Source organism: Microbacterium capsulatum (assembly GCF_030865425.1).
GTDB classification, from domain to species: domain Bacteria; phylum Actinomycetota; class Actinomycetes; order Actinomycetales; family Microbacteriaceae; genus Microbacterium; species Microbacterium capsulatum.
In genome coordinates, this window is the sequence record NZ_JAVFCB010000003.1 from 272,020 (window position 1) to 288,671 (window position 16,652).

Annotated in this window: 15 protein-coding genes; 3 read left to right on the forward strand and 12 right to left on the reverse strand. The window is 71.8% G+C overall.

Features of this window, described 5'->3' with window-relative positions:
• Window positions 1–142: 142 nt before the first annotated feature.
• The 8 genes from RBR11_RS06660 to RBR11_RS06695 all read right to left on the reverse strand — a co-directional run bounded on the left by RBR11_RS06660 (window position 143) and on the right by RBR11_RS06695 (window position 8,460).
• Complete coding sequence (locus RBR11_RS06660) at window positions 143–958, reverse strand: PaaX family transcriptional regulator (RefSeq protein WP_308488538.1); 816 nt, start codon at window positions 956–958, stop codon at window positions 143–145.
• A 29-nt stretch (window positions 959–987) separates the two neighbouring features.
• A complete protein-coding gene (locus RBR11_RS06665) occupies window positions 988–2,235 on the reverse strand; it encodes an MFS transporter (RefSeq protein ID WP_308488539.1) in 1,248 nt (415 codons plus the stop codon).
• 84 nt (window positions 2,236–2,319) lie between these two features.
• Window positions 2,320–3,516, reverse strand: coding sequence for an amidohydrolase family protein (locus RBR11_RS06670; RefSeq protein WP_308488540.1), 1,197 nt, complete (start codon window positions 3,514–3,516; stop codon window positions 2,320–2,322).
• Window positions 3,517–3,604: 88 nt separating this feature from the next.
• Complete coding sequence (locus RBR11_RS06675) at window positions 3,605–4,357, reverse strand: amino acid ABC transporter ATP-binding protein (RefSeq protein ID WP_308488734.1); 753 nt, start codon at window positions 4,355–4,357, stop codon at window positions 3,605–3,607.
• Between the two features lie 35 nt (window positions 4,358–4,392).
• Window positions 4,393–5,373 carry an amino acid ABC transporter permease gene (locus tag RBR11_RS06680; protein ID WP_308488541.1) on the reverse strand — a complete coding sequence of 327 codons (981 nt, stop codon included), beginning with the start codon at window positions 5,371–5,373 and terminating at the stop codon, window positions 4,393–4,395.
• A 5-nt stretch (window positions 5,374–5,378) separates the two neighbouring features.
• Window positions 5,379–6,320, reverse strand: a complete 942-nt coding sequence (locus tag RBR11_RS06685) for an ABC transporter substrate-binding protein (RefSeq protein WP_308488542.1) — start codon at window positions 6,318–6,320, stop codon at window positions 5,379–5,381.
• A 147-nt stretch (window positions 6,321–6,467) separates the two neighbouring features.
• The gene (locus RBR11_RS06690) at window positions 6,468–7,709 is read right to left on the reverse strand and encodes an amidohydrolase (RefSeq protein ID WP_308488543.1); all 1,242 of its coding nucleotides are present in this window, start codon (window positions 7,707–7,709) and stop codon (window positions 6,468–6,470) included.
• Between the two features lie 280 nt (window positions 7,710–7,989).
• The gene (locus tag RBR11_RS06695; protein ID WP_308488544.1) at window positions 7,990–8,460 is read right to left on the reverse strand and encodes an Lrp/AsnC family transcriptional regulator; all 471 of its coding nucleotides are present in this window, start codon (window positions 8,458–8,460) and stop codon (window positions 7,990–7,992) included.
• Window positions 8,461–8,641: 181 nt separating this feature from the next.
• Here RBR11_RS06695 and kynU point away from each other — a divergent pair, with 181 nt between their 5' ends.
• The 3 genes from kynU to RBR11_RS06710 all read left to right on the forward strand — a co-directional run bounded on the left by kynU (window position 8,642) and on the right by RBR11_RS06710 (window position 12,552).
• On the forward strand, window positions 8,642–9,910 hold the full coding sequence (gene kynU, locus RBR11_RS06700; RefSeq protein WP_308488545.1) for a kynureninase: 1,269 nt from the start codon (window positions 8,642–8,644) through the stop codon (window positions 9,908–9,910).
• Between the two features lie 141 nt (window positions 9,911–10,051).
• Window positions 10,052–11,188, forward strand: a complete 1,137-nt coding sequence (gene ald / locus RBR11_RS06705; protein WP_308488546.1) for an alanine dehydrogenase — start codon at window positions 10,052–10,054, stop codon at window positions 11,186–11,188.
• 161 nt (window positions 11,189–11,349) lie between these two features.
• Window positions 11,350–12,552 (forward strand): pyridoxal phosphate-dependent aminotransferase, encoded by a 1,203-nt coding sequence (locus tag RBR11_RS06710; RefSeq protein WP_308488547.1) that lies wholly within the window; start codon window positions 11,350–11,352, stop codon window positions 12,550–12,552.
• A gap of 124 nt (window positions 12,553–12,676) precedes the next feature.
• Here the strand turns inward: RBR11_RS06710 and RBR11_RS06715 are convergent, their stop codons facing one another.
• The 4 genes from RBR11_RS06715 to RBR11_RS06730 all read right to left on the reverse strand — a co-directional run bounded on the left by RBR11_RS06715 (window position 12,677) and on the right by RBR11_RS06730 (window position 16,650).
• On the reverse strand, window positions 12,677–13,072 hold the full coding sequence (locus tag RBR11_RS06715) for a VOC family protein (protein ID WP_308488548.1): 396 nt from the start codon (window positions 13,070–13,072) through the stop codon (window positions 12,677–12,679).
• A 64-nt stretch (window positions 13,073–13,136) separates the two neighbouring features.
• Complete coding sequence (locus tag RBR11_RS06720) at window positions 13,137–13,949, reverse strand: sulfite exporter TauE/SafE family protein (protein ID WP_308488549.1); 813 nt, start codon at window positions 13,947–13,949, stop codon at window positions 13,137–13,139.
• Window positions 13,950–14,035: 86 nt separating this feature from the next.
• A complete protein-coding gene (locus RBR11_RS06725; protein WP_308488550.1) occupies window positions 14,036–15,490 on the reverse strand; it encodes a carboxyl transferase domain-containing protein in 1,455 nt (484 codons plus the stop codon).
• Window positions 15,487–16,650, reverse strand: coding sequence for a CaiB/BaiF CoA transferase family protein (locus RBR11_RS06730; protein WP_308488735.1), 1,164 nt, complete (start codon window positions 16,648–16,650; stop codon window positions 15,487–15,489). Before RBR11_RS06730 ends, RBR11_RS06725 begins: the two co-directional genes overlap by 4 nt.
• Window positions 16,651–16,652: the final 2 nt, after the last annotated feature.

Genomic DNA, 16,652 nt, shown 5'->3' on the forward strand with positions numbered 1-16,652 from the left:
CGCGGATCCGATCCGCATACAAGAAGTCTCGCATACGTGACTACCGTCACGCAAGTGAGATATTTCTAAGTTTCCGACGCGATCGTTCCGGAGACGACGACGCCCCCGGAGGCGCGCTCCAGGGGCGTCGGGACGAGGGCTCTCAGTCCATCACTGCGGCGACGAAGCGCGCCGCGGGAGGCTCCAGCCGGTCGTGCAGCTCGCCGAAGAGCCGCTCCGCCTCGACGCCGGCCCAGCCGTCGGGCAGCAGCGCGAACGGGATCCCGGGGTCGAGATACGTCAGCCGGCGCCACTGGGTGATCGCGGCGACGTAGGCGCTGAAGGCGTCGCGGTCGCTCGGCCCGGCGTCGAGCACCGGCGCGTAGGTGTCCACGAACGACCGGTACAGCGGCTCCAGGAGGGAGAGATCCCACCAGCCCTGCACGGCCTCGGCGAGCGGCTCGGACGACACCCTCGCGCCGAGGAACAGCTCGACGTATCCGTCCAGCCCGGCCTGCTGCAGCGCCGTCCTGGTCTCGTCGGCGATGAGGCCCGGCGCGACCCAGAGCCCGCCGGAGACCTGCCCGAAGCCGAGCCGGTGCAGAAGCTTGCGCAGCTGGTGACGCAGCGGGCGCTCGCGCTCCGGGACGCTGAACGACACCAGCAGCCACGGATCGTCGGGGGTGGCCCGCCGGGTCTCGAAGATGCGGTGGTCACCGGCGGCGAATACCTCTTCGAGCGACTCGGAGAGCCGGTACCCGGCGCCGTCGGCCCGGTCGCTGACGAGGACCCCGCGCTGCTTCAGCCGCGACACCGAGGAGCGCACCACGCCCGCGTCGACCCCGAGGGCCGCCATGAGCTCGATGAGGTCGGCGATCGGCACCGTCCCGCCGCGCGCACGGCCGTACCGGCCGAAGATCGTCACGATCAGATGCTGCGGCCGGAGCGTGGCTTCGGCGGGGTGGACGTCCCTCTCCATATCGACCGAGCCTATCCGCTCGGCCTCTCTCACCCCGCCACGGCCACAGCCTCGTCCGAGGCGTCGTCCGCGGTCGAGGCCGGCGACCGCCGGGACGCCGCCGCGAACAGGAGCAGCACGACGATCGACAGCACGACAGGGATCACGGTGAGCAGGATGATCGACGACGCCGGTGCGTGCATGCCCAGCAGCACGCCGCCGAGGGCCGGGCCCACGATCGATCCGATCCGGCCGGCGGCCGCCGCCCAGCCGACGCCCACCGTGCGATGGTGCTCGCCGTAGAGCGCGACCGCGAGCCCCGCCTGGCCGTTCGTGCCGGCGGCGGCGCCGATGCCGGAGACCGCGACGAGCAGCAGCAGGCCGCCCGCGGGGACCGCCGTCGCGCCGATCACGACGAGCACGGCGCCGGTGAGCACCGAGAGCGCCACGATGATCCGCGGCGCCGGGATGAGCACCGACAGCAGGGCGAGGGCGAGACCGCCGACGACGCTGCCCGCACTGAACGCGGCGGTCGCGGAGGAGACCCGCTCGACCGGGATGCCGTACTGGATGACGAGCGTCGGCAGCCAGGACTGGAGCAGGTAGAGCGTGATGAAGACGAGGAAGGAGTACGCCCACAGCAGCAGGGTCGCGGACCGCAGACCCGGGGCGAACAGGGATCCGACGCCGGCGGGGGCGACGGATCCGGCGGGGCGCGCATCGGTGCGGATGCCTCGCAGCACGAGCAGCAGGATCGGCGCGAGCACCAGCGCGAACACGCCCGGCACCCAGAACGCGGACTGCCAGCCGAGCCCGGCGATGAGCGGGGCGCCGACGAGGCCGCTGAGGGTCGCGCCGGCCGCGATGCCGAGCGTCACGATGATCGCGATCATCGGCCGGCGGCGCGGCTGCACGAGGGCGGTACCCAGCGAGACCGCGGCGGGCAGCACGGCGCCCAGGCCGATGCCGGTGATCAGGCGGATCGCGATGAGCACGGGGATGCTGCCGGCGAAGACGGTGAGCACGACGGCGGCCGAGTACAGCGCCACGGCGAGCGGGACGACCCTGGCCGCGCCGATCCGGGCGGACAGCCGGCCGGAGAGCAGGTAGCCGATCACGGCGCCGATGTTGGTGGCGACGAACGCGATCGAGAACGCGGCGGGGCTGGTCCCCCACAGCTTCGACAGCACCGGGACGATGAAGCCCAGCGAGGCGGTGTCGAAGCCGTCGGCGAGGATCGCGGCGACGAGGAGGACGAGGGGGAGGACGGCGCTGCGCTGCGCCACGGGGTTGGTCATGCGGATCCGTTCGGATGCGGAGCGCCCTGTCCGGGGGATGTGCTCGGGGGCCGCGGGACGCCGGCGCGACCCCCGAGCAGCGCGTCAGACCAGGACCTCGCCGTCGCGGGCGACGACGCGCCCGCCGGAGAGGACCAGCTTGCGCTGCGGGCAGCGCACGAGCACGTCGGGGACGTTCTCGGCGTCCAGCAGGACGATGTCGGCGCGGGATCCGGCGACGAGGTCGTGCCGGTCGCGGCCGACGAAGTAGGCGCCGCCGCTCGTGGCCATCGCGACCGCGTGCGCGATCTTGTCGTCGTGGCGGAAGCCGTGCAGGCGGGCGAACGCGTACGCGACGCGGAGCAGGTCGCCGTCGCCGTACGGCGACCACATGTCGCGGATGCCGTCGGTGCCGAGGCCCAGCGGAACGCCCTTCTCCTGCATGCGCTGCCACGGGAGGGGCGCGGTGCCGCTCATCGCGACGGTGGTCCAGGAGATCCCGGCCTCGGCCAGGCCCTCGATGATCTCCTCCTGGGTGCCCTGCGACAGCACGCCCATCGCGAAGCCGTGCGAGATGTTCACCTTGCCCTGCAGGCCGGCGTCGATCGTGCGACGGATCACCTGGCGGTACTCGTACGCGCCGAGCGAACCGAAGTCGTGCAGGTGCAGGTCGAGCCCGACGCCGCGGTCCACGGCGATCTGGAACAGACCGTCCAGCTGCGCCGCGACGTCGCCGTCGATCGTGCCCGGGTCGAGCCCGCCGATGCGGTCGGCCCCGGCCTGCGCGGCCTCGTCGAGCAGCTGCATCACGCCGGGGCGGCGCAGCACACCGTCCTGCGGGAAGGCCACGGTCTCCACGTGGATCGCGTCGCCGAGCTCGGCCTGGGCGGCCTGGACGACCTCGAGGCCGCGCAGGCCCACGCCGAGGTCGACGTCGATGTGGGTGCGGGTGGCGGTGGTGCCCCAGCGCAGGAACTCGCGCAGCACGGAGGCGGCGGCGTTCGCGTTCGGGATGCCGTGCTTGCCGCGCTCGGCGCGCTCGTTGGCGATCCAGCCCTCGACGGTCGGGTGGTCGGAGTAGGTGTACGACACCCACGGCTGACCCCACCAGCTCTTGTCGACGTGCGCGTGCGCGTTGATGAAGCCGGGGATCGCGAGCAGTCCCCCGCCGTCGATGTCGCCCTCGGCGATCACGCCGGCTGCGGGCACGACCCCGGTGATCTCACCGGCGGAGATCGCGATGTCGACGGCCTCGGCGCCCCACGGGCGCACGTTCCTCAGGAAGAACTTCTCGTCGGTCATCCTGTTCCTTCTTTCTCTCGGGGAACGCGGATGCCGGAACCCTCGGGTTCCGGCATCCGCTGCGTTCGGGGATCCGCTCCGGATCGATTCAGTGCACGCGGCGGAGGAACCCGGCGGTGCGCTCGTGCTGCGGGTTGTCCAGCACGTCGCGGGCCGGACCGTCCTCGAGCACGCGGCCCTGGTCCATGAAGACGACGCGGTCGGCGACCTCGCGGGCGAACCCGATCTCGTGCGTGACCACGACCATCGTCATGCCCTCCTCCGCCACCTGCCGCATGGTCGTCAGCACCTCGCCGACGAGCTCCGGATCCAGCGCGCTGGTCGGCTCGTCGAACATCATCAGCCGCGGCTCCATCGCGAGCGCCCGGGCGATCGCGACGCGCTGCTGCTGCCCGCCGGAGAGCTGGCTCGGGTACGAGCCCGCCTTGTCCTCGAGGCCGACCTTGGCGAGCAGCTCGTGCGCGCGCTGCACGGCCTCCGCCTTCGGCTTGCCGAGGATCTTCGTCGGCCCGTAGATGACGTTGCCGAGCACGGTCATGTGTCCGAACAGGTTGAAGTGCTGGAACACCATCCCGATCTGCTGGCGCGCCTTGGCGACCTTGCGCTCGCCCTGCTCGTACAGCGTGGTCCCGTGCGTCTCGTAGCCGATCCGCTCGCCGGCCACCTCGATCACACCGCCGTCGACGGGGTCGAGGTGGTTGATGCAGCGCAGCAGCGTCGACTTGCCGGATCCGGACGGGCCGAGGATGCACACGATCTCGCCGGTGCGGACGGTGATGTCCACCCCCTTGAGCACGTGGTTGTGGCCGAGCCACTTGTGCACGCCCTGGATGCTGAGCATGATGTCGGTGCCGACCGTGGCAGCCTGCTCCTGCGTCACTTGCGCCACAGCGCACCTCCCGTCATCGTGCGGATCGTCGTCGTGGTGGACGCCGATCCGGATCCGGTCCCCGCGCCCTTGCGCGCCCGGCGCGAGCCCGGCTGCGAGTTGTTGAAGCGGCGCTCCAGGAAGAACTGCCCGATGCTGGCGACCGTCACGAGGATCAGGTACCAGATCACGGCCACGATCAGCAGGGGAAGGATCTTGAAGTTCTGCCCGTAGATCAGCTGCACCCGCGTGAGCAGGTCGCTGCCGCCGATGACGGACACGAGCGAGGTCGCCTTCAGCATGCCGATGAACTGGTTGCCCGTCGGCGGGATGATCACGCGGATCGACTGCGGCAGCACGATCCGGGCGAGGGCCTGGTTGCGGGTGAGGCCGAGGCTCACGCCCGCGTCGGTCTGGCCGGCCGGCACCGAGATGATGCCGCCGCGGATGATCTCGGCCATGTAGCCCGACTCGGCGAGCGACAGGGCGATGAGACCGGCGGTGAAGCCCGAGATCAGCGTGTTCGTGTCGATGCCGAGGATCTTCGGGAACAGCACGGCCAGGTTGTACCAGAGCAGGACCTGCACGAGCATCGGGACGCCGCGGAAGAACCAGACGTAGGTCCGGCCGATCGCGCTGGCGACCTTGTTGTGGCTCTGGATCATCAGCGCGATGCCGAACGCGACGACGATCGAGATCAGCATCGCCAGGATCGCGAGCTGGATCGTCACGCCGAGGCCGTTCAGCACGACCGGGTTGAACATGTAGTCCCAGGTGACGCCCCACTCCATGTTGGGGTTGGTCGCCTGCGACTGGACGAACAGCGCCAGCAGGACGATCGCGATCAGCCCCGTGACGATCTGCCCGTACTGCGGGCGCCGGCGCGCCCGGATCGGAGCTTCCTGCACCGGCGGCTCGTCGCCGGGCTGGCGCACGTAGTGCGCCGGCCCGGAGACGGAGCGTCCGGCAGCGAGCTGCGGGTCGGACATGATGGTCACTTCACCGCCAGGTTGAGTCCGGGGGTCTTCAGGTCGATGACCGTGACGTCCCACTTCTTCAGGATCTTGTCGTACTCGCCGTTCTTGTGGATCGCGTCGAGGGCCTTGACGAAGGCGTCACGCAGGCCGGTCTCCTCCTTGTTGAACGTCATGCCGAGGTAGACCTTCTCCTCGAAGTCGACCGGGAGCGACTCGAGCTTGTTGCCGGTCTCGCGCTGGATGACCGAGACGGCCATGTCCGGCCAGAAGATCGCGTCGATCCGGCCCGAGGTCAGGGCGAGGTTCTTGTCGCTCGAGTTCGGGAACGAGACGAGCTCGGTGGCGGGCTTGCCGGCCGCGACGCACGCGGCGGCCATCTGGTCGACGAGACGGTTCGCGTCAGAGCCCTTCACGTCGCCGATCTTGATGCCGCAGCCGCCGTCGACCTTGCTCGTGACGTGCTTCGGGTTGCCCTTCTGCACCATGAACACGGTGCCGGCCCACTGGTAGTCGAGGAAGTCGACCTGCGCCTGGCGGGTCTTGCGGTCGGTCATGCCGGCGATGGCCGCGTCGAACTTCTTCGACTGCATGCCGATGAGGATCTGGTCGAAGGGGACCTTCTCCCACTGCACGGGCAGGCCGAGCTCCTTGGCCATCGCCTCCATCAGGTCGACGTTGTAGCCCTTGATGCCGCTCGTGCCGGCCGGGGTGAAGTTGGCGGGCTCGAAGTCGGGCTGCGTGGCCACGGTGAGCACGCCCTTCTTCTGGTAGGCCTCGGGGACGAGCTTCGCGAGCGGCGCCTTGGAGTCGTATCCGGTCTTCGCCTTCGGGGCACCGGACTGGGTCGCGGACGAGGAGGTGTCCACGCCGCAGGCCGTGGCCCCGAGCAGGGTCAGCACGGCGATGGTGCCGCCGAGGACGACGCGGAGGGAGCGCTTGCGGGTGAGGTGTGACAGCATTGTCAGCCTTTCGGTGGGGGTGTGGGATCGGGTTCGGGTGTTGCCGGATGGGTGATGCGGTGGTGCGGGAAGGGAAGTTCTGGGGCGATTCCGCGGCAGGCGGGACCGCGCCGACACGGGCGACCGTGCCGGGTTCTGGAGGATCCGTCAGGCGTCGAGCGTCTGCCCGTCGCGGGCGACGACCGCTCCGTTCTTGACCACGAGCCGTCGCACGGGGCGCGCGGCGACCGCCTCGCCGATGCCGTCGGCACCCACGAGGAAGAGGTCGGCGGGGGCGCCGGGGGCGATCCGGGCCGGTTCGCGGCCCATCGCGATCGCACCGCCGGTGACGGCGACGTCGAAGGCGCGAGCGATCTGCTCGTCCGTCCGATAGCCGCTGCGGTAGGCGAGGTGGTGGGTGCGCTCGAGCATGTCGCCCAGGCCCCACGGTCCCCACAGGTCCCGGACGCCGTCGTTGCCGGCGCCCACGTTGACGCCGTCCCGAGCGAGGTCGGCGATCGGCAGGACGGGGGTGTTGTACACGGTCGCCGTGACGAGGGAGATCCCCTGCTCGGCGAGACCGGCGCGGATCCGCGCGGCCTGGGCCGCGTCGACCTCGGCGACGGCGACGGCGTGCGAGAGCGTCACCCGCCCGGCCAGGCCGTGCCGGCGGGTGTGCTCGATCGCGAGCTCCATGGTGTGCGCGCCGAGCGTGCCGCGCTCGTGCAGGTGGATGTCGACCCGGGCGCCGTAGGTCGCGGCGAGTCCGAAGACGGTGTCGAGGTGGCGGACCGAGTCGCGCTCGAGCGCGGCGGGGTCGATACCGCCGACGACGTCGGCGAGGCCGCGGCGCAGGGCCTCCTCGAGCAGCTCGGCGGTGCCGGGGCGGATCAGCAGCCCGCCCTGGGGGAACGCGACCTGCTGCACGTCGATCGCGTGCTTCAGCTCCTCGGCCGCCTCGGCGACCCGCTCGAGACCGGCGAGGCCGATCTCCGGGTCGACGTCGGTGTGCGTGCGCGCGGCGGTCGTGCCGGTCGCGATCATCTGCTTCAGCAGGGCGCGGATCGTGTCGGGGGCGGGCAGGCCCAGCTCGGCGCGGCCCTCCTCGCCGTTGCGGATCCTGTCCTCCAGCACGGGGCCGGCGGTGTGCGGCCGCCACGGACGGCCCCACAGGGTCTTGTCGACGTGGCAGTGCGCGTCGACCGTGCCGGGGAGGGCCAGGGCACCGGCGCCGTCGACGACCTCGGCGCCGTCGGCGGCGGGAGCCGATCCGGTCGGCACGATCTGCGCGATCCGGCCGTCGGCGATGTGCAGGTCGACGTCGGTCCGTTCGATCTCGCCGTGCGCGCCGCTCAGGCGCACGCGCTCGATGACGAGAGCGGGCGTCTTCATCGACGTCGATCCGGACATCCGGTTTCTCCTAGCGCTTTTGTGACTGTCGTCACGGAAGTTGGATATGGATGACCATAGGGGGTCGCGGACGCGAAGGCAAGCGAATTTCTGAATTTGGTATTCCATGATGAGCACGGGGCCCAGAAAGACGCGAAACCGTCCGACCTTCCGCGTCACAAAGGGGCACAGTTGTATACCGCGGCCCTCCGATGGGGTCACGGAACGCGGTTCCGGGGCGCGCGGGACTGCGTCCTGAGGGGGCTGCCCGCGGGGTGGACCCGCGGTGGTATTCCGGCGCTCAGGACGGGATGACGGCGGCGCCGGGGTGCTGCTCGAAGATGAGCTGGGTCTGCGTCTGGCCGAGCGAAGGATCGGATCCGAGGTGTGCGCGCAGGAAGTCCCGCAGCGCCGGCACGCTCTCGCACGCGACGTGGATGACGAGGTCGTTCACGCCGCCGATGAGGTACACGCGCTGCACGCCGGGGACGCCGCGCAGCCGCGCCGTGATCGACGAGACGTGGTCGCGCGCGTCGTCCTTGACCGCGACGAGGATGAGCGCCTCCACGCCCGCGCCCGCGGCGACCGGGTCGATCTCCGCGTGGTAGCCGCGGATCACGCCCGCCTCTTCGAGCGCGCGCACCCGCCCGTGGCAGGTGGAACGGGGCAGGCCGACCCGGGCCGCGAGCTCCTTGTTCGAGAGCCGGCCGTCGCGGGTGAGCTCGTCGAGAATGCGCCGGTCGGTCGGCGTGAGCCGGATCTCGTTCGCCATGATGCCCCTCCACCCGTCACCGATCCGGCCTTGGGCCGTCAGAAGCTCTGATTCTCGGATATCTGACGAAATCCTAGGCGATCTGCCGAAGATTCGTCATCATTGATCCTGACCGCCGGATCCTCGACCGATCCACAGCCGGACACCCCACCCACCCACCCGAACCCAGGAGGACGACGCGATGACGACCGCAACGGCGCTGAGCACCCGCGAGCTGTGCGTGGAGGCGGACCGGAACGACCCGCTCGCGTGGCTGCGCGAGCGCTTCGCCCTGCCCGAGGACGTCATCTACCTCGACGGCAACTCCCTCGGCGCGCGCCCCCGCGAGGCCGCCGAGCGCGCCGCCTTCGTCGTGAGCCAGGAGTGGGGCAACGACCTCATCGGCAGCTGGAACAAGCATCACTGGTTCGACCTGCCGGTCCGGATCGGCGAGAAGATCGGCCGGCTCATCGGCGGCGCCGACGGCGAGTGCGTCGCGACCGACACCACGTCGGTCAACATCTTCAAGGCCGTCTCCGCGGCCCTGCGGATCCAGCAGGACGACGCCCCCTCGCGCCGAGTGATCGTCTCGGAGCGGGAGAACTTCCCCACCGACCTGTACATCATCGAGGGCCTGATCGCCCTTCTCGACCGCGGGTACTCGCTGCGCCTCATCGACGCGCCGGAGGACCTCGACGCCGCGCTCGACGACGACGTCGCGGTCGTGCTGCTCACCGAGGTCAACTACCGCACCGGGCACCTCTGGGACATGGGCGACGCCAGCGGCCGCATCCACGACGCCGGCGCCCTCGCCGTGTGGGACCTCTGCCACTCGGTCGGCGCGGTCCCGGTCGGCGTCGCCGCCGCGGGCGCCGACTTCGCCGTCGGCTGCACCTACAAGTACCTCAACGGCGGACCCGGCTCCCCCGCCTTCTTCTGGGTCGCGAACCGTCACCTCGGCCGGGTCGAGACGCCGCTCACCGGCTGGTGGGGCCACGACCGCCCGTTCGAGATGGCCGACTCCTACACGCCCGCCCCCGGCGGACGGCGGTTCCTCGTCGGCACGCAGCCGATCCTGTCCCTGGCCACCATGGAGGTCGGGATCGACATGCACCTCGAGACCGACCAGGCAGCGCTGCGCCGTAAGTCGCTGGAGCTGACCTCGCTGTTCATCGACCTCGTGGAGACCCGCGTGGGGCACCACCCGCTCACCCTGATCACCCCGCGCGACGAGGCCCACCGCGGCAGCCATGTCTCGTTCCGCCACCCCGAGGGCTACGCGGTCATGAAGGCGCTCATCGCGAACGGCGTGATCGGCGACTACCGCGAGCCCGAAGTGCTGCGGTTCGGCATCGCGCCGATGTACATCGGGTACGCCGACGTCTGGGACTCCGTGGAGACCCTCCGCCGCGTGCTCGACGAGGAGCTCTGGCGCGCGCCCGAGTTCCAGGAGCGCGACGCCGTCACCTGATCCGGTCTCCGCGCCGCGGGCGCTGTGCCCGTCGAAGCCCGGCCGCTGGGCCCGTCGAAGCGCCCTCGCCCCCCACTCCCCCGGCCGCTGGGGTCCTCATAGCGCCACCAACCCGCTCACCGACGAGAAAGGGACGTGCACATGCGCGTCGGCATCCCCACCGAGATCAAGAACAACGAGAACCGCGTCGCCATCACCCAGGCCGGCGTGGACGAGCTGACCCGCCGCGGGCACGAGGTGCTCGTGCAGTCCGGCGCGGGCCTGGGCTCGCGGATCTCCGACGACGACTACGTCGCCGCCGGCGCGACGATCGTCTCCGACGCGGAGGACGTGTGGGCGCAGGCCGACATGGTCCTCAAGGTCAAGGAGCCGATCGCCGCGGAGTACGCGCGGATGCGCCGCGGGCAGGTGCTCTTCACCTACCTGCACCTCGCCGCCTCCCGCGAGTGCACCGACGCCGTGCTCGCCTCCGGCACCACGGCGATCGCCTACGAGACCGTGCAGCTGGCCAGCCGTGCGCTGCCGCTGCTGGCACCGATGTCGGAGGTCGCCGGCCGGCTCTCCGTGCAGGTCGGCGCGAACGCGCTGATGACCGCGAACGGCGGCGGCGGCCTGCTCCTCGGCGGCGTCACCGCGACCCGCCGCGGCAAGGTCGTCGTGATCGGCGGCGGCGCTGCCGGCGAGCAGGCGGCTCGCATCGCTTTCGGCATGGGCGCCGACGTCACGGTCATCGACATCGCGCTGCCCCGGCTGAAGCAGCTCGAGGACGCCTTCGACGGCCGGATCCAGACCCGCACCTCGAACGCGCACAACATCGCCGAGGCGCTCGCCGACGCGGACCTCGTGATCGGATCCGTGCTGATCCCGGGCGAGAAGGCCCCCAAGCTCGTCACCGACGAGATGGTCGCGAAGATGAAGCCGGGATCCGTTCTCGTCGACATCGCGATCGACCAGGGCGGCTGCTTCGAGAACTCCCGCCCGACCACGCACGACGACCCGACGTACCCCGTGCACGAGTCGCTCTACTACTGCGTCGCGAACATGCCCGGCGCCGTGCCCGAGACGTCGACCGCTGCGCTCACGAACGCCACGCTCCCCTACGTCGTCGCGCTCGCCGAGAAGGGCTGGGTCGGCGCGCTGAACGCGGACCCCGCGCTCGCCCGCGGCCTGAACGCGCACGAGGGCTCCCTCACGAACGAGGCCGTCGCCGACGCCTTCCCCGAGCTGCCGTTCTCGCCGACCGCCGAGGTCCTCGCCGCTCAGCTCCTCCCGGCGTGACGCACATCGACGCCCCGGCGTGAGATCACCTGCCCGGTGCCGCCGCCTCCTCGTGGAGAGCCGCGGTACCGGGCGACGCCGTTCGCCGCACCGGCGAATCCGAGCGTCATACTGTACGTCACGGCCATTTCGTTCGGCATGCTCCCCGGTACCCTGGGAGGGTGACCGAACGCGCGCCTCTCTCCCGCAAACTCTCCGCCATCGCCGAGTCCGCCACCCTGAAGGTGGACGCCAAGGCCAAGGCCCTCAAGGCCGAGGGCAAGCCCGTCGTCTCGTACGCCGCCGGCGAGCCCGACTTCGCCACGCCGCAGTTCATCGTGGACGCCGCGGCCGTGGCCCTCGCCGACCCGGCGAACTACCGCTACACCCCCGCCGCCGGCCTGCCCGAGCTGCGCGAGGCGATCGCCGCGAAGACGCTGCGCGACTCGGGCCTCGAGGTCTCTCCGTCCCAGGTCATCGTGACCAACGGCGGCAAGCAGTCCGTCTACCAGGCGTTCCAGGCCGTGGTGAACCCGGGCGACGAGGTGCTCCTTCCCGCGCCGTACTGGACCACGTACCCCGAAGCGATCCGTCTCGCCGACGGCACCCCCGTCGAGGTCTTCGCCGGCGCCGACCAGGACTACAAGGTCACCGTCGAGCAGCTCGAGGCCGCGCGCACCGAGCGCACCACGGTCCTCGTGTTCGTCTCGCCGTCGAACCCGACCGGATCCGTCTACTCCGCCTCGGAGACGAAGGCCATCGCCGAGTGGGCGCTCGAGCACGGGATCTGGATCATCTCGGACGAGATCTACCAGAACCTCACCTACGAGGGCGTCAAGGCGACCTCGATCGTCGAGGCGCTGCCCGAGATCGCCGGCCAGACGATCCTCGTCAACGGCGTCGCGAAGACCTACGCCATGACCGGCTGGCGCGTGGGCTGGATGGTGGGCCCGGCCGACGCGATCAAGATCGCCGGCAACCTGCAGTCGCACCTGTCCAGCAACGTGAACAACGTCGCGCAGCGTGCCGCGATCGCGGCCCTCAACGGCCCGCAGACCGAGGCCGAGCAGATGCGCGAGGCGTTCGACCGGCGCCGCAGGCTCATCGTCTCGGAGCTGTCGAAGATCGACGGGCTCGTCGTGCCGAACCCGACCGGCGCCTTCTACGTCTACCCCGACGTGCAGGGCCTGCTCGGCCGCACCTGGGGCGGCGTCACCCCGACGACCTCGCTCGAGCTCGCCGACCTCATCCTCGACCAGGCCGAGGTGGCCGTGGTCCCCGGCGAGGCGTTCGGCCCCTCCGGCTACATCCGGATGTCGTACGCCCTCGGCGACGAGCAGCTGCTCGAGGGCGTGCAGCGCCTGCAGCGCCTGTTCGCGTCCTGACCCGGCGCGACGCCAGCGATCGAGGCCCCCTCACGCCATCCACGCCCCTCCTGAGCAGCGCCGCTGCGAGGGGGCCTCGGCGGCGCGAGGGGGCCTCGGCGCATCCGGCGTGCGCCCGCCGACCTCAGTCCTCGTAGCCGATGAGCCAGCGCACGCCGAAGCGGTCCACGAGCGTGCCGTCGTGCGCACCCCAGGCGCGCTCCTGCAGCGGGTCGATCACGCGGCCGCCGTCGGCGAGGCCGGCGAACCACCGCGTGAGCGTCGCCGGATCCGCGGCGCCGAGCAGCGAGAAGAACAGACCGTTCATGTGCACGGCGTCCTCGTCGGGGGCGGCGTCGGCCGCGCCGAACGCGACGACGCCGCTGAGGGTGCCGTGCGCGATGGCGTCGCCGGGGCCGTCCCCGCGGCCGAACTGGGCGTACGTGTGCAACTCGACGTCGCCGCCGAAGATCGACTGGTAGAACGGCAGGGCGTCGGCCGCGGTGCCGGGGAACAGGATGTACGGGACGATTCCGGTCATGCGCGCGATCCTACGCGGGCGCGCCGACAGCCCCGCGGCACGGTCGACCGCCCGACCCGACGATTCAGGCGGTGCGGCGCTGCCGCACCAGACGCACCACGAGCTGCGCGACGATGAGGGCGATGAACGCCGCGAACAGGATGTTGCCGACACGCGGATCCACCTGACGCGCGATCCACGCGCCGAGCGGCACGGTGATGCACGCGGCGACGCCGATCACGGCGGCGACGAAGAGATCGGTGTTGCGGCGCCGCAGATTGCCGATCGTGCCGGACACGGACGTCGGGATCACCATGAGCAGCGACGTGCCCTTCGCGATCAGGTCGCTCATCCCGAAGAACAGCATCAGGACGGGCACGATGATGATCCCGCCTCCGACGCCCAGCAGTCCGGACAGCACGCCCGTGGCGACGCCGGCCAGGATCAGCGCGAGAGCGGCGATCCAGGTCAGATCGAGTGTCGCGGTGCGGGACGGGATCACGATGAACAGGTTGACCATGACCCCGACCAGGAAGACGATGAACGCCCAGCGCAGCCAGGTGAGCGGGATCCGCGGCAGCATCCACGTGCCGATCTGCGCGCCGACGACCGCCCCCGCGGCGAGGATCAGCGCGGGGATCCAGGCCACCTGCCCGTTCGCCGCGTAGGAGATCACGCCCACGAGCGCGGCCGGAACCACGGCGGCGAGCGACGTGCCGGAGGCGAGACGCTGGTCGTACGCGAGCAGCAGCACCAGCATCGGCACGATGACCGTGCCGCCGCCGACGCCGAACAGCCCGGACATGAGGCCGGCCAGCAGACCGATGCCCGCGCAGCGCAGCACGAATCCGGTCGTGCGGCTGTGCCGGCGCGCACCGGTCCCGTCGATCTCGGTCATCCTGGACTCTTCCCTGCCGCACGTTCGCTCCGGCCCGCCGAGGACGGGCCCGGATCAGCCTATCCGGCGCGACCGCCCGGTCACGGTCAGCCGACGACGGCGGCGCACCGCGCGCGCACGGCGACCGCCAGCGCGAGCACGCTCTCCGCGAGTCCGCGGGCGCGACTGCCGTCCAGCCGCCGCGCGATCGACACGCCCCGATCGGTCGCGATGCCGTCGATGAGCCCGTCCGCGTACAGCGAGGGGGCGCCGATGCGCTGCCGCCGGGCGATCCGCTCGCGCACGTCGTCCGGATCCCCCGGATCCTCGGACAGCAGAGCCGCCGCGCCCGCGAGCGGGAGCGGGGCGAGCCAGGCCTCCTGCACCGCGACGATCGCGTCGGTGCCGCACAACGCGATCGCGGCGGCGCCCGTGCCCTCGCCGAGCAGCAGCGCGACGGAGGGGACGGGCTGCGCGCCCGGGGCCGCCAGGGTCGCGGCGATCTCGGCCGCGAGTCCCGCCTCCTCCGCGGCCCGGGACAGCTCGGCCCCCGACGTGTCCGCGACGGTCACGATCGGCAGCCCCAGGGATACGGCGAGCGCCATGGCCCTGCGGGCCGTCGCGATGTCGGCCGGAGTCGTGGGGACGCCCCGGGTGCGGTCCTGCCCGACGAGCAGGAACGACGTCCCGCCCGTGCGCGCCCATCCGGCGACCAGCTCGCCGCCGCCACCGCGCCGCGGCACGAACTCGTCGCACGTCGCGATCAGCTCCGGCAGCGCCGGCCGGCCGGGCTGGGCCGCGGCGCGCACCGCGGCCCAGTCGGCGTCGGGCTCGATCGCCGGCGCGTCCTGGAGGTCGCTGCCGGATCCGATCGCGTCGTCGGTCGCCGAGGTGTCGAACAGGCCGAGCAGCCGTGCGGCGCGCTCGCGGAATCCGCTCGCGTCGACGACCGCGTCGATCCGCTCGTGGGAGAGCAGGTTCTCCGCCGTCTGCACGCCCTCGGGGATCGGGGTCGCGCCGCCGCACGCGGCGAGGGCCGTCACGACCCGCGGGCCGAGCAGCCCGACCAGGGCGTGCGGCTCGGCGCTGACGTCGTGCGCGAGGGATGCCCACGACGCGTAGACGCCCCCGGTGGTGGGGTGGCGCAGATGCGACAGGTAGGGCAGCCCGGCCGCCCGGAACTCGCGTACGGCGGCGGTGATGGTGCGCATGGTGAGGAACGCCGCGGCGCCCTCCTGCATCCGCGTGCCGCCGGACGCGAGACCGGCGATCACGGGGAGCCCCTCGCGGCGGGCGCGCTCGAAGGCGGCGACGATGCGATCCGCCGTCACGACGCCGATGGATCCGCCGAGGAACCCGAACTCGCTGACGATCACCGCGACGGATCGACCGTGCACGGCGCCCGCGCCGGTGCGCACGGCCTCGTCCGCACCGGCGCGCTCGGTCGCGCGGGCGAGCGCGGCACGGTACTCGGGGTCGACCGGGGCCGGCAGCGGGGCGTCCCAGGACCGGAACGACCCCTCGTCCAGGACCGCGTCGAGCCAGAGGTCCGCGCCGTTCATACCGCGAGCCATTCCCGGACCGCCTCGGTGTGCTCCCCGAGCAGCGGCGGGGCGTCGTGCCGCACCCGTCCCGTCTCCGTGCCGTCGAAGTCGAACATCCGCAACGGGCCGCCCTGCAGCGTCAGGTCGCCCAGGACCTCATGGTGCACGCCGAGAGCGAGCCCCTGGCTGCGCGCCTGGTCCCACTCGAACACCTCGTCGACCGTGCGCACGGTCCCGGCCGGGATCCCCGCCGCACCGAGGGAGGCGAGCAGCTCCGCTCTGGTGCTCGCGGCGAACACGCCCTCGATGTGCGCGATCAGCGCGTCCCGGTCGGCGACGCGCCTGCCGTTCGTGGCCCAGCGCTCCTCCTCGGGGTCCACCCCGATGAGCGGCGCGAAGGTCCGCCACAGCGGGTCCGATCCGACCGAGATCTGCACGACGCCGTCCGCGCATCGGAAGGCGCCGTAGGGCGCGATCGAGGGGTGCTGGTTGCCGATCGCGTGCGGGGAGTCTCCGCCGACCGTCCACCGGGTCGCCTGGAACGCGAGCACGCCCACGAGCGAGGACAGCAGCGACGTGCGCACCACCTTGCCGCGTCCGGTGCGCTCGCGCTCGACGAGCGCCGCGAGGACGCCGACCACGCCGTGGATCCCGCCGAGGAGGTCCCCGATCGGCACGCCCGCCTTCTGCGGGCTGCCGGCGTCCGCACCGGTCAGCGACATCAGCCCGGCCTCGCCCTGCAGGATCTGGTCGTACCCGGCCCGGTCGGCCTCGGGACCGTCGTGGCCGAATCCGCTGATCGACAGGAGCACGAGCCGCGGGTTGAGCTCCTCGAGCCGGCCCGGGTCGAACCCGAGCCGGTCGAGGGTGCCGGGCCGGAAGTTCTCGATCAGCACGTCCGCGCGGCGGATCAGCTCGGTGAGCAGCTCCCGGTCGGCGGCGTCCTTGAGGTCGAGGGTGATCGACTCCTTGTTGCGGTTGGCGGAGAGGAAGTAGGTGGACACCGTCTCCTCCGGCCGCCCGTCGCGTGCGGGCGCGGTGAGGAACGGCGGCCCCCAGGCGCGGGCGTCGTCGCCGCCGTCCGGCCGCTCGACCTTGATCACGCGCGCGCCGAGGTCGCCGAGCATCATGCCGGCGTGCGGTCCGGCGAGCGCCCGGGAGAGGTCGACCACGAGCATGC